The organism is Rahnella inusitata (genome assembly GCF_003263515.1).
Classification (GTDB): Bacteria; Pseudomonadota; Gammaproteobacteria; order Enterobacterales; family Enterobacteriaceae; genus Rahnella; species Rahnella inusitata.
Genome location: NZ_JYDE01000037.1, coordinates 70,357 through 83,209 on the forward strand (window position 1 = coordinate 70,357; position 12,853 = coordinate 83,209).

Below are 12,853 nucleotides of genomic sequence, written 5' to 3' on the forward strand. Positions count from 1 at the left end.
TGTCGGATCAGCAGTCGGTCACTGTCTCGTCAGCGCTTGTACCGCCGGTTGCGTGTGGGCGCTGGTTAAAGTTCTGCGCCGGTGTCTGCGCAAGCTTGCCTTTCAACTCAGTGAGGGCGTCATGTTCGGCAGCGGTGGATTTTTCAAGGGTATCGACGCGGCTCAGCAGATCGCTCAGGCTGGTTTCATGCTTATCCAGTTCGGTCTGAGCGTATTGAGCGACCTCGCTGACGGCTTCGTGAACATCTGCCAGGCGGGCATCGTCTAATGCCTGCTTACGTGAAAGCTTTTGTTTAACCAGCGCGAAAAGAGAAGGGGCTGATTCCGGCGCGTCTTCGAACTCAATCAGTGCTTCGGTGGCGACGGTGAAGAGGCTGTCCGGATCGGTTTTACGACCGGCTAGCGGGTTCTGTTTTGCTGTACGGCTGAACTCCAGCATTTCAGTGCCGAGGCTTGCGGGGTCGTCGGTGACGGCCAGACCGACCAGGTAGGATTTATTTGAGTTGGCGAAGTTGCGTTTTATCTCCATCGAGGTGTAAACCTTCTGCCCGTCGCCGACCATCTGCGTTAAATCCGCGGTCGGGCTGATCATTGCGTACAGCGCCCATTTGTCATGCAGCAGCGGTTCAGCTGCATCATCAATTTGTTCGGCTTTCAGCTGGATCACGTCGCCATAACGGCGGAAATCGCTGGTCGGCAATACGCCTTTAATGTGCTCCAGATTGACGCGGGCACCGTAGGCTTTCGCGCTGTACGTCTCCGCCATTTGCTTGATGTCGTTAGCATCAATTTCGCGGCCATCGCAGGTGTCGCCTTCGACCCCGATGCGGAACCATTTCGATACTTTCTTTGCCATGTGACTGACTCCGGTAATGAGTGTTGAGAACGGGAGTTAGTTTCCAGACAGTCACCGCAGGCCGCCAGCCGATGCGGGTTGTTGCCCGATGGCACAACGTGGGCAGCGCGAAAAACGGCTGTCTGGCCGGTAACGTGGCGGCATGAATATTTCAAACTCCACCATCATCAGCGACCCGCGCCGACAGGCGGCACTGCTTTACTGGCAGGGTTTTTCTGTGCGGCAAATCGGGGAGGTGCTGAGCCAAAAAACGCCGACCGTGCAGAGCTGGAAAACTCGCGATCAGTGGGAGGCCATTGCGCCTATTTCCCGCGTGGAAACCAGCATGGAAGCGCGGCTGATCCAGCTCGTCATGAAAGATGTAAAGGAGGGGAAGGACTACAAAGAGATCGACCTGTTAGGCCGACAGATTGAACGCCTGGCACGGGTAAATCGCTACAACCATACTGGCAGCGAGGCTGATTTAAACCCGAACGTTGCTAACCGTAATAAGGGCGAACGAAAGGCACCCGATAAGAATGTTTTTAGTGATGAGGCCATTGAGAAACTCGGCGACATCTTCATTGAAACGTCGTTTGAGTATCAGCGTGGATGGCATCAGGCAGGGCTTCAGCACCGTATCCGCAACATCCTCAAGTCCCGCCAGATTGGCGCAACCTTCTACTTTGCCCGGGAAGCGCTGATTGATGCGCTGACCACCGGACGGAATCAGATTTTCCTGTCAGCCAGTAAGGCGCAGGCGCACGTCTTTAAAAACTACATTATCGACTTTGCCCGACAGGTCGATGTCGATTTAAAAGGCGACCCGATTGTGCTGCCGAACGGCGCACGGCTGATTTTCCTCGGTACCAACGTCCGCACCGCGCAGAGCTATACCGGTAATTTATACCTGGACGAATATTTCTGGATCCCTAAATTTCAGGAGCTGCGCAAAGTGGCTTCCGGTATGTCGCTGCATAAAAAATGGCGAAGCACCTATTTTTCTACGCCGTCGAGTCTGGCACACAGCGCCTATCCGTTCTGGTCGGGTGAACTGTTCAACAAAGGGCGACGCAATAAAGCCGATAGGATTGACCTGGATCTGACGCATGCGCACCTGTCAAAGGGCGTGCTGTGCGATGACGGTCAGTGGCGGCAGATTGTGACGGTGGAAGATGCGCTGTCAGGCGGCTGCAACCTGTTCGACCTGGAACAGCTGCAACTGGAATACAGTCCCGCAGAATATGAAAACTTGCTGATGTGTGAGTTCGTGGACGATCAGGCGTCGGTGTTCCCGTTTGCCGAGTTGCAGGGCTGCATGGTGGACAGTCTGGACGAGTGGGAAGACTTCGATCCCTACCTGAAACGACCGTTTGCCTATCGTCCCGTGTGGATTGGTTACGACCCTTCACATACCGGCGATAGCGCAGGCTGCGCGGTAATTGCTCCGCCGGTAGTGTCTGGCGGCAAGTTCCGCGTGCTCGAGCGTCACCAGTGGAAGGGCATGGACTTTGCCGCGCAGGCCAAAAGCATCGAAGAACTCACAAATCGTTATGCCGTCGAGTACATCGGCATCGATGCGACTGGCATCGGGCAGGGTGTATTCCAGCTTGTGCAGCAGTTCTTTCCTGCGGCGCGTGAGATCCGTTACAGCCCCGAGGTGAAAACCGCACTGGTACTCAAAGCAAAAGACACCATCAGCTCCGGCCGCCTGGAATATGACACCGGCCATACCGACATCACAGCGTCGTTTATGGCGATCCGCAAAACGATGACCGCCAGCGGCAACCGTTCAACCTACGAAGCCAGCCGCAGTGAAGAGGCCAGCCACGCTGACGTCGCGTGGGCAATCATGCACGCCTTGTTAAACGAACCACTGACCGCCGCCAATGGCGGACAAAGCCCGAACATTCTGGAGTTCTACTAAATGAGCAAGCGCAAATACCGTAAAGTCACGCAGACCACGACCACTGAAAGCCAGCAGGGCGCAGAGGTATTCAGCTTCGGTGATCCGACGCCGGTTTTAGACCGCCGTGAGATTCTGGATTATATCGAATGCACTGGTAATGGCCGCTGGTATGAGCCACCGGTCAGTTTCGACGGCCTTGCCCGCAGCCTGCGCGCTGCCGTTCATCACAGCTCTCCGATATACGTGAAACGTAATATCCTCGCCTCGACATTTATCCCACATCCGTTGCTGAGCCAGCAGGAGTTCAGCAAATTTGCGCTGGACTATCTGGTGTTCGGGAATGCGTACCTGGAACTTATCCGCAACCAGCTCGGCGAACCGTTACGTTTTGAAGCTGTACCGGCTAAATATGTGCGACGCGGAGTGGAAGAGGGGGCGTACTGGTTCGTACAAGGCTGGAAGGAACCGCACCAGTTCGCGGTGGGCAGCATCTTTCATCTGATCGAACCGGACATAAACCAGGAGATTTATGGCTTGCCGGAATATCTCAGTGCGCTGAATTCCGCCTGGCTCAACGAGGCCGCCACACTGTTCCGCCGGAAGTATTACCAGAACGGCGCTCACGCCGGCTACATCTTGTATATGACCGACGCCGCCCAGAGCAGCAGTGACATCGATTCAATGCGAAAGGCAATGCGGGATACTAAAGGCCTGGGCAACTTCCGTAACCTGTTCATGTACGCGCCGAACGGTAAGAAGGACGGCATTCAGATTTTGCCACTGAGTGAAGTCGCCACCAAGGATGATTTTTTCAACATTAAGAAATCCAGCCGTGATGATCTGCTGAGCGCGCACCGCGTTCCACCGCAGATGATGGGGATCATTCCTGATAATGCGGGCGGGTTTGGGGATGTGGAGAAGGCGGCGCAAGTGTTTGTGAGGAACGAGCTGACGCCGCTGCAGGAGAGGATGAAGGAAATTAGCGTGTTTTTAAAATTTAATTTTGTTAAATTTAAATCATACAGTCTGAGTTGATATAAAAGGATACAAAATGCAACTAAGCGCTATAGAAGCTATTCGTCTCGGGTTTGTGAGAGATAAAAATGGAAATTTATTGGATCCCACCCTCTATACTAATAATTCGAGTATTGACCTTACAGTTGGGGAAGTAGTTTTTAAGGATGAGAATGGGGAATTCATTACTGGAACAGGAACAACTATTGACCCTCAACAGTCAATGCTTATAATTTCCGATGAAATCATAAATGTACCGTCTGATTATATAGCATACGTATTTTTGAAGAATAGGCTGAGTCAGCGAGGTTTACTAGCTCTTAATACAGGTATAATTGACTCAAATTACACGGGTCCCATATCAACCCTGATAATAAATTTTTCAAATGTGAATGCAGCAATCCCTTCCGGTAGAAATAGAGACGAAAGAGAATTTTTCCGAGTTGTATTTCATAAAATAGATTCTAGCCCACTAGCACTTCCAAATATTGAAAGGCAAGTGCTTTATAAGAATAAGAAATATAATTCTTATAAAAAAAGAGTAACTAAAAATTTAAAAAGCTTACCTAAAACATTTTTGGAACCAACTGTTTTAAAAACACAAATCAAGAAGGAGATTTATGAAAAAATATCTGAATTTTCCTTAGTTAAAGTGGGGCTGATGATAGCTGCTATTGGTTTGTTTTTTACATTGATTTCTGGTGTGAAGGATCTGTGGTTTGGTTGGAAATATGATGTAGAAAAGAATATTAGTGAACAACAAAAATATGAAATTAAAATTAATGGCCTCAACGCAGATGTTGAGGATTTGAAAAAGAGAATTCACGATTTAGAGCGTGTTTCTGAGAATAGGAATAATAACGGATAAATCAGGTTTATCTTGATTTATCGAAAATGTTGATGCATCAATAAGCTCTTGCTGCGCGTTAAAAGCTATTGATGTACCAACCTCCTTAGCTAAATGAACGTCATTTTTACCGTCGCCAATAAATATGCAATCTTTAAGCTCAACTGCATATTCATCAGCGAGATGTTTCATAAAAACAAGCTTACCTAGTTCATCTGTAGGCAATAAGTTAAAGTGCTCAACCTTGTCATTTTCATCAAAAAAATACTCACAAGCACTGTATGCATGATCGATTTTTAATTTGCGTTGAGTAATATCTGCAAGTTGTTTAAAACCGCCTGAAATTAAAGCAGTAACTACGTTTTTTTCTCTAAGGAAATGAAATAGTTCACGAGCACCATCATGAATTTTCGCACCATTGAGAATTTTATCAAGGTGCTTTTTATTCATCCCATGTTTTAAATGTAACCTTACAGTATCCTTCATCCATGCAGTATAACTTAGATATTTATTTTCGAGCCATAAATCTTTCGTAATCTCTTCTTCAATAAAACATTCCTCACTTATTTCTTTCGCGAGAGCTGTCCATGCGCTTGGGGCAACTTTCCCATTATCTAAAGATATGTTTTTCTCTAGCAATGTACCTTCCATGTCGAAGAAACAAATAATCATGTTGTCGTACCTATATAATTAAGGGATCAAAATAATCCGCTCGTTGTGAAGAATTTCAATCCATTATTTTACCAAAAAACTTCCGCTGAATATACCGTATACTTTCTCGCATACGTAAGTATTTATGAAGAGCGCGCAATGCTATCCCCGCCACGCCTGCCCGCTTTATAGGTCGCTTTTGATGCACTTGCGTGATCCAGTGTGATCCACGCCAGCACTGGTGTGGCGGGGAGAAAAGAGCAGGGTGATCACCATGCGAAATCATGCACTCAATGCATGCAGAGCTGCTAAAAGGGGATCACCCGATGTTCCAGGCTATTCTTCGTCGTCGTAAACCGTGAAGGGCGGATACGTGGCTTCCTCTTCATCCAATACCTGATCAGCCATATCAGAGATCATTTCCATAACCAGTGCATACTCATCATTTCTGCACTGGGCTGACTGTGCAATGTCAGCCATTAGCCGGATTTTAGTCAAAGCCATTTTTAGCTCATGAGAGGATTCCATTACTCACTCCAATGCACTGGTTATTTGTACAGTATAATATGTCCATTCTTTAACAAATTCCATAAAAAACTGCATGTTAATGGTCGAGCCATAGTTCTGATGAATACTTAATCAGTTATCATTCCCATAAAATTCTGCCCAATCCTGCAGCGGAGGGTATTGGATCTCAACGTCTCCAAAAGTGATTTTTGCCCCCCTGACTAAGGCCTCAAGCTCCCACTTCTCCGGTCTGATGCCGTGTTTGAGCAACTCATGTTGAATCTGAGGCAATCTGTCACGTTCCTGCGGGGTCAATCTGGCAGAAGGAGCTGCAACACGCCTTTTAGTCGGGTCAAAACTACGCTGAGCTTTGCTGATCCTCGGTGTTTCTTCGCGTATTCGCGCCACAATCGCCTTCACGGCGGCAGTGTCTGTCCAGTCAATAACTCGCAAGTCGTCAGAAGTGCTCGCTGTGGTGACGCTCCCAGCAGGGTTATCGCGCCCATTTGCGGCCGTTTTGTTTCCTCCCAACCCACAGTTATTGACAGGACTCCGAGGCGCGCCGTGGGCGCTTTTTGAGGTCAAAACCTCAACGTCAACGGCTGAAGAAACGATGCGCCATTGGGTTGTACGGGTTTCATAAACGCGAGAGTCGCCGAGGTGAGGGGCAAAAATGCCGACAACCTTTTTCACTTCTTCGTCGTAGGCGTTCAGTTCAGCAGCAACCCGACGAGCTACACGAACGGTCTGATCTTCACGTGGAACATTCGCGCCGCCTTGAGCCTCTATGTACGCCATAAAATCACCGGCATCAGCAGCTGCGCGAACGGCTTCGACTTCTTCGTCAAAGGTTTCGGTCAGGCTGATGGAACGGATACGGCGACACTCACGGTATGAACCCATCGTTGGCAGGCCGATAGGGTGGAATTGTGGGATCCGCCAGGTAGCAGCCCAGGCCGTAACAGCGGCAGAGGAGTCTGTCAGCAACTCGCCGGTTTCGTGATCACGCTCGCCTTCCAGTGCGTAGCCATCGATATTCTTCGCAATGTATTTAGCGATGTACCCAGCAGCGCCGCCACGGTTCAGGTGCTTACAGTCAAAGCGGTTCTTTGCTGCACCGCGTTCGTCACCATCTTCTTTCATGGCATATTTGCGCATGATATCGATCACCGGCTGACGCATGGCGGGTTTGGTGAATAACATCATGTGCCAGTGCGGGGTCGCGTCGTGGTGAGGTTCGACAACGCGCATCCCGTAAACGGACAGACCGCTATCTTTGAAAGCGGTGCGCATTTTGCTCCAGATCCCGCACAGATAGCGCTGAGCATCTTTTGGTGTATATGCTTCTTTGTCCCACGCATGATTACGCTGAACGCGCTTTTTATCGCTTTTGCCAACAATGCGAGTTGGGTGATATTTGGAAGGGGTAGTGATCGTTAAAAACATGCCGACATCGCCATTTGCGGCCGCATATTTTTCGGTGCCAGCGATGGTGCTCATCAGTTCCATGCGGCGGATCTCAGGATTGGAGATGCTCGCCATCACTTTATCGATCAGACTAATGCGCTCGCCGGTTTCGACGTTTTCAAGATCGCAACTTTTCAGATAGTCGAGATTAGACAGGCGGCGTGCACGCACTTCACGAATCGCCTGCTTACTGGCATAGGGAGAGGCGTCGCGGTTTACCTTTCCGATTGCGATCAGCAAAGATTCACGCCAGCGGGTTCGCTGACCTTTGAGCTGACTTAGCCACCATTCAGGATTAACCAAGCGAGACAGGCCAGCTATGGCGGATACAGTATCAAGCTTGTCCTTGAGGTACCTTGTCCAGTGCATCGGCCTGACATTGAAGGCCTGAGCCATACCCGCGATTTCGCCATAAAGTTCACACTGCGTATCACGATCAAAAAGAATCGCGTTATCACCGTGGTATTGAGTTAGCAACTGTTCGCAACGGTCTTCATAGATGTCTTTGAGTTGTCGCGCGATGTCCTGAGCAAACCTGCGCAGAGGCTTATCAGTCATGCTCGGCAGCCCGTGATAGGTATCTGCCTCTGACATGAATCTCATGGAGGCATCAGCATTCATTGTGTGAGCTGAATTAACTGCATCAACACGCGGCAGGATGCTGCGCCCCAGAGTGTAAATCAGGTATTTGTAGGCAGCGATAATTCCCTGGGTTCTAAGCAAGTGTGCGTAACGGCCAGTGAAGATTTCACGCAGATCCTTCGAGAGACTTTTTACTCTGATTAAAACGGCTTGCCCCTGATGGTATTCATCACGGGTAAGCGGTCTCGGTCTTTCTTGAGGCACGATCGGGGAGAGGGGTTTATTCCAGGGGAACGCCCATACGTCGGGCGTTCCAGTGGGAGGATTAAAGCGGCTGGTCAGCATTACAGACCATCTTTGATATCAGTGATCAGATAACCAGCATTAATGCCACCCAGAATGATCAACGCTATCGAGAGAATTATCATTTGTCCCCTCGATAATGTTTGGCTGTCATCTCAGCAATTTCTTTGCAGTACACGCAAAGCTCAACGCCTGGCAGAGTTGCGCGGCGCTCTTCGGGAATGGGACGATCACACTCAATGCAGAACATCGCTGAAACGCCTGCAACAGATGCGCGGGCGGCTTGGATTTGAGACGTGAGAATCAGGTCAGCACGTTCTTGAGCGGCGTCGATTACATCGGCCATCAGTGAAAATCTCCAGCTTCATTTTGAATGCGGGTAGCTTCGTCACGTAAAGCTTCGGCGGCTTCGATGCCGGTCATTTCCTTTTTAGTTATGAAACTGGCAATAGCCTCAAGACGAGAAGCAAATACTGCAGCACGATTGGCTCGTTCTTCATTACGCACGGAGTTCAGCATCAGGGTTAGTTCAGCGATGTAATCACCTTCAACTGACGCCATATCGAAACCGGCAACCGGTAAACCAGCAAGGCCGTGACGATATTTATTGATGATATTGTTCATAGAATTTTCCTGTTTCTTAGGCAAAAGAATGCCCGGCGAGTTGACGCCTGTTAATTTTGTTGCGGGTTAGTGTTTAATATTTATTTTGCAGTCGTCTTCGCTGATAAATTTGGGCAGTGATTCAGTTAATCCCAGTAAAGAATTCAATGCTGCAACCACTCGATGCCTTTCTGTTGGCGTTAACTCTGCATACTTCATATCAACATGTCGCTGTTTTAAACCAGCGTGAAAGCAGATTGTTTTGCGCATATGCAGCGGCTGAGTATCAAATGTCTCCTGCGCTACATTCTTTTTGTGTTCCAGCATCTGTTTAATTTTTGACAGATGTTTTTTGCCAATTTGAATATGTTCTTCATTAACCAAAAACATAATCACCTCAACTAAATAAACGTTTTAAAACAGTATTTCTTTTCTTCTGAGCCTGGCAAATGGGACGCTTTTTGATTACTGGGTTCCATATATTTCCATCAGGCATTTCCAACCAGCCATGACCAAAATGACGGGATGGACTCTGTTGCTTCAGAAGTGGTGCGATTGAAATAGGCATGATCACAGTAGTCCGTTAGTCGTCACGTTCGCGATAGCGCCAACTGCAGACGCCAGTGCCGGTGATGCATGTACCCGGCCTTGTACAACCAGACCGATTAGCGATAAATGCCGAATACCAGCGTTGACGCCTGCCAGCAGTGACATTTTTCTTTGTGAGCTTACAGCTCCGCCCTTTACCGCATCTGCAGCGATTGAACCTACGGCAGCGGTTGCTTGTAGCGCGTAAGTCGAAAGATTAGATGTTGCGATTTCATTGACGGGTACAGAGGGCAAGCAGTTAATTTGTGCCAGCATACCGTCGAGCAATGCAGCGTCTTCAGTGAGATCGGTTATCAACAGAAGTTCCTCGCAAGTGAGTTTGTGAGGTTGTTCCGGATTAAATTTATTGCGCAGGATTTGTGGCTTAGTGCCCATCTGAGCTGCAAGTTCGGTGAGATTATGACGATTCACAAAAGCCTTGCATGCATCGTCAAAGTGATAGTGTTTGGAAACACGATAATCAAACATTGTTAGTCCCTACTTGTTTGAATATTCTGACTCAAGGCTTTATGTATCGGCACTTGATGGCTTGCTGACGATTCTTCTGACGCCAAGCTTCGAGGTTGATCAGCGCATTGCCATGACGTTCCATCACAAAAGTTTGCATTTGACCTGTTTTACGATTTTTACGTTGTTGCGTGATCGTGGTTGTAGGAGTTGGTGCAAGCAGGACTACGCCGTTGGCGATCCACTTTTCGAGCACTGCGGAGCTGATGCCGTTGATTGCAGCAAAATCTTTCTTAGAAATTGTTGGGGAGTTAGCGAGGGTGGTCAGTTGCAAACTTATTGAGTTCACGATAGTTGCAGACAGGGCTGACTCTAATGCTGGAAGGAGCTGGGAAACAACAGAGTTTAACAGTTCCTTAGAAACGATAGTCTTATCAATGGGCGCTTGAATTGCATTCTGATCAGACATAAAGCAAAATCTCCTTTTAAGCATTTTTAGTTCTACTGTGTAACATATGGTGTGTTTTCACTTTAGATCACAAATGTGCTCATGTAAATCACTTTCGTGCTCACTCTGGTAAGTCTATGTCTGAAACTAAAGACAACGCAGTGCATATCGTTGAACGTCTTTCCTTGTCATACGGGGTATCATCACAACGTGCTCTAGCCAGTTGCCTTGATGTCCCCTCAAATAATGTCAGTGCCTGGGTACAGCGTAAAAGTGTTCCAGGTAATGCGATTATCAAATGCGCATTGGATACAGGTGCTGATCTGAAATGGTTAGTTACTGGCGAGTTTGCATTTTCAAAAATAAAAAGCCCTAAAATCACAAATGAAGTCAGTTCATCATCTGGACATGTTCTCCTGCAGAAAATGCTTTCGTCTGGCGGCCGAGCGGTTTTGAATAGAATTATTGAAGCCTATGGTTTCAAGACTCAAAAAGAACTCGGCGAGCATTTGAATATTTCATCAGGAACGATCAGTACGTGGGTCAGAAGAGAATATTTTCCTGGCGACGTAGTGATCACCTGCGCTTTAGACACTGGGGCTTCCCTTGAATGGTTGGCTACTGGAGAAATGACCACTACTTCACATCAAGAGCCTACAGTTCACGAAATTCCGACTATTAATAAGAAAATACTTCTGGCTGGAAAACTTGATGATGACGGATTTTGCTACATCGATGAGTCTTTTGTCCCAGATGGTGTCAACCTCGAGAACTTGAGTTTTGTGCGAAGTGGTAAATCCTCTTGGTTGATTGAAATGGGTGTTAGTGATTTATCTAATGGGACGTGGCTGTTAGATATAGATGGCACCCTAGATGTTTATACAGTTTCTAAGCGACCAGGGAATAAGCTACGTATCATTGGCCAAGATGGTGAGTTTGAATGTTCGACAAATGAAGTGAGAGCGAAAGGTTTAGTGGTTCTTTTTTTGAAAAATGCAATATAGACAAATGCATTTATAAATGTAATTTTACTTTTAGGTAAGTGTTTAAAATATGATTTTTTAAAATGTGTCTGAAGTAGGAATGAATTATTTCTCCGTGGATAACTATATGACACTAATCATCAATTCCTATTTTGTATGATCTTTACTAAAAATAGTTATAATATAAAAATAGGGCGGGTTTAATCTAGGATCAATTTAATACTGATTGTTAATATAAAATAGAAGAGCTTGTAAGTGGGTTATAAAAATATGCCCAATCGAATTCACTAAGGTTAACTATTTATTTTAATCATGAGCTTGTGGCACAATAAAAAACAAACTCATGATTTTTTGAAAGATCAGTCTAATCTTGAAGTTTTATAGAATTTTATATCACTGAAGCTGTTATTTAAAGAAATGCACATTCTTTCTATAATGAATTCTTTATAATACAAACACTGACTATGTCCCCAGAGTGTTTTAAATATAATGTTTACCTGTCCATCGAAGGGGCCTGAAGCATAGTCATTAGCTAACATGAACTGAACTTCAGGTTTTGTAACGTCAAATGTCGAAACATGTGCAAATCCGCATGGACCTTGTGGATGATTTTCTGCATTGTATTCAATAGAAGCTTTAAGTCCTTCTTGAGCTGCCAGTTCTAATGCAGTTTCAACTACTTTTCTATATAACTCTAAGTCTTTGTGCAGAAGTATCGGTTCTAATAAATTAGCCTTATCTAAACCTTCTATAGTTTGCGAATCGACTAGTTTACTAATTTCTACCGCTTCCTTAACTTGTTCTAAAACTATAATTACCGATCTAGCTATAACATCTCGATTAAATTCAATCCCATAGTTATTAGATTCAGCAAGATAGTACCCCGTTAATTCTTCTCTGATTTTATCTGCCTCTTCACTAGACCAAACAATTATCGCCACCTTTGAGAAAAAACCTCCATTGCTTTCCCCAACAAATAATGGAAGACCTGGTGACTCGGCCATAGAGTAGTCACTATTTCTATAATATATTTGAGCGTCTTTATTATTGTTTTCTCTCCAGCGCCATTCTCTCTCATGACTCCAATCAATCCACCTATCCTTAATATTATTCCCGGATGGATTATAAGCAACATATCTATACTGTTCTGATTTGTTTAGAATAGATTGGTCAAGAACCCTATAGGTGGGGGTGTTGACTTCAAAAGAAACGTTTAAGTCTGTTGTTCCATAAATCACAGGGCGGCCTCCAGCTTTAAAAAACTCCTTTTTTAGAATGGCAATTCCATATGCAGAGACTTTTTTTGTATCTCTACGAGCACTTATATATTGTGCAAAAGAATATATCGGCATTTCTGTCACGCAAATGGCTGGAGTTCCTCCATATATAGTCGTTTGTCCGTTACGGAATGAATAATATGGTTTTAAACCGATATTTAGTATGCTCAACAAAACGGAAAAAGCGCTGGCGTCTGGCTCTAGTTCACCTCCAACCAAGAAATCAAATTCTTCTTCTGTCTCTACGGGATAGTCTTGATCAAAGTCCCTGTCTCTTACAAAATGAATTAACCAGTCCGTATAATCATGCCTCATGGGTTTTTCTCCACAATAAAATTTTTTACCAAGAAATGTGAATAAAATGCGTGCTA

General features: G+C 46.2%; 16 protein-coding genes. 5 read left to right on the forward strand and 11 right to left on the reverse strand.

Annotated features, from left to right (window positions below):
* Positions 1 to 7 precede the first annotated feature (7 nt).
* Positions 8 to 856, reverse strand: a complete 849-nt coding sequence (locus tag TU92_RS19430) for a GPO family capsid scaffolding protein (protein ID WP_112168804.1) — start codon at positions 854 to 856, stop codon at positions 8 to 10.
* A 23-nt stretch (positions 857 to 879) separates the two neighbouring features.
* Between TU92_RS19430 and TU92_RS22565 the strand changes: the two genes are divergently transcribed.
* Genes TU92_RS22565 through TU92_RS19445 form a run of 4 tightly spaced genes read left to right on the forward strand, consistent with a single transcriptional unit; the run spans position 880 to position 4,626 of the window.
* Positions 880 to 1,002: a hypothetical protein gene (locus TU92_RS22565; protein WP_268959687.1), complete on the forward strand. Its 123-nt coding sequence runs from the start codon at positions 880 to 882 to the stop codon at positions 1,000 to 1,002.
* Positions 999 to 2,762: a terminase ATPase subunit family protein gene (locus TU92_RS19435; protein WP_112168805.1), complete on the forward strand. Its 1,764-nt coding sequence runs from the start codon at positions 999 to 1,001 to the stop codon at positions 2,760 to 2,762. The genes TU92_RS22565 and TU92_RS19435 overlap by 4 nt, the downstream gene beginning before the upstream one ends.
* Positions 2,763 to 3,779, forward strand: a complete 1,017-nt coding sequence (locus TU92_RS19440) for a phage portal protein (protein ID WP_112168806.1) — start codon at positions 2,763 to 2,765, stop codon at positions 3,777 to 3,779. It begins immediately after the preceding gene.
* 16 nt (positions 3,780 to 3,795) lie between these two features.
* Complete coding sequence (locus tag TU92_RS19445) at positions 3,796 to 4,626, forward strand: dCTP deaminase domain-containing protein (protein ID WP_112168807.1); 831 nt, start codon at positions 3,796 to 3,798, stop codon at positions 4,624 to 4,626.
* On the opposite strand, the gene TU92_RS19450 is transcribed toward TU92_RS19445, so the two are convergent.
* The 9 genes from TU92_RS19450 to TU92_RS19490 form a co-directional block, all read right to left on the reverse strand.
* The gene (locus tag TU92_RS19450) at positions 4,588 to 5,277 is read right to left on the reverse strand and encodes an HAD family hydrolase (protein ID WP_112168808.1); all 690 of its coding nucleotides are present in this window, start codon (positions 5,275 to 5,277) and stop codon (positions 4,588 to 4,590) included. The genes TU92_RS19445 and TU92_RS19450 overlap by 39 nt on opposite strands.
* A gap of 315 nt (positions 5,278 to 5,592) precedes the next feature.
* Entirely contained in the window at positions 5,593 to 5,784 is a 192-nt protein-coding gene (locus TU92_RS19455; protein ID WP_112168809.1) for a hypothetical protein, read from the reverse strand.
* Positions 5,785 to 5,895: 111 nt separating this feature from the next.
* Positions 5,896 to 8,157, reverse strand: a complete 2,262-nt coding sequence (locus TU92_RS19460; RefSeq protein WP_112168810.1) for a replication endonuclease — start codon at positions 8,155 to 8,157, stop codon at positions 5,896 to 5,898.
* Between the two features lie 79 nt (positions 8,158 to 8,236).
* Positions 8,237 to 8,461 (reverse strand): TraR/DksA C4-type zinc finger protein, encoded by a 225-nt coding sequence (locus TU92_RS19465; RefSeq protein ID WP_112168811.1) that lies wholly within the window; start codon positions 8,459 to 8,461, stop codon positions 8,237 to 8,239.
* A complete protein-coding gene (locus TU92_RS19470) occupies positions 8,461 to 8,739 on the reverse strand; it encodes a DUF2732 family protein (RefSeq protein WP_244207715.1) in 279 nt (92 codons plus the stop codon). The genes TU92_RS19465 and TU92_RS19470 overlap by 1 nt, the downstream gene beginning before the upstream one ends.
* Before the next feature lie 66 nt (positions 8,740 to 8,805).
* Positions 8,806 to 9,108, reverse strand: coding sequence for a hypothetical protein (locus TU92_RS19475; RefSeq protein ID WP_112168844.1), 303 nt, complete (start codon positions 9,106 to 9,108; stop codon positions 8,806 to 8,808).
* A 7-nt stretch (positions 9,109 to 9,115) separates the two neighbouring features.
* The gene (locus TU92_RS19480) at positions 9,116 to 9,286 is read right to left on the reverse strand and encodes a phage filamentation protein Fil family protein (RefSeq protein WP_112168812.1); all 171 of its coding nucleotides are present in this window, start codon (positions 9,284 to 9,286) and stop codon (positions 9,116 to 9,118) included.
* Positions 9,287 to 9,288: 2 nt separating this feature from the next.
* Positions 9,289 to 9,795: a phage regulatory CII family protein gene (locus TU92_RS19485; RefSeq protein WP_112168813.1), complete on the reverse strand. Its 507-nt coding sequence runs from the start codon at positions 9,793 to 9,795 to the stop codon at positions 9,289 to 9,291.
* A 31-nt stretch (positions 9,796 to 9,826) separates the two neighbouring features.
* Positions 9,827 to 10,243, reverse strand: coding sequence for a hypothetical protein (locus tag TU92_RS19490; RefSeq protein ID WP_112168814.1), 417 nt, complete (start codon positions 10,241 to 10,243; stop codon positions 9,827 to 9,829).
* Positions 10,244 to 10,359: 116 nt separating this feature from the next.
* Between TU92_RS19490 and TU92_RS19495 the strand changes: the two genes are divergently transcribed.
* Positions 10,360 to 11,226 carry a helix-turn-helix domain-containing protein gene (locus tag TU92_RS19495; RefSeq protein WP_112168815.1) on the forward strand — a complete coding sequence of 289 codons (867 nt, stop codon included), beginning with the start codon at positions 10,360 to 10,362 and terminating at the stop codon, positions 11,224 to 11,226.
* Positions 11,227 to 11,564: 338 nt separating this feature from the next.
* Here TU92_RS19495 and TU92_RS19500 read toward each other — a convergent pair whose 3' ends face one another.
* Positions 11,565 to 12,797 carry a hypothetical protein gene (locus tag TU92_RS19500; RefSeq protein ID WP_112168816.1) on the reverse strand — a complete coding sequence of 411 codons (1,233 nt, stop codon included), beginning with the start codon at positions 12,795 to 12,797 and terminating at the stop codon, positions 11,565 to 11,567.
* Positions 12,798 to 12,853 lie beyond the last annotated feature (56 nt).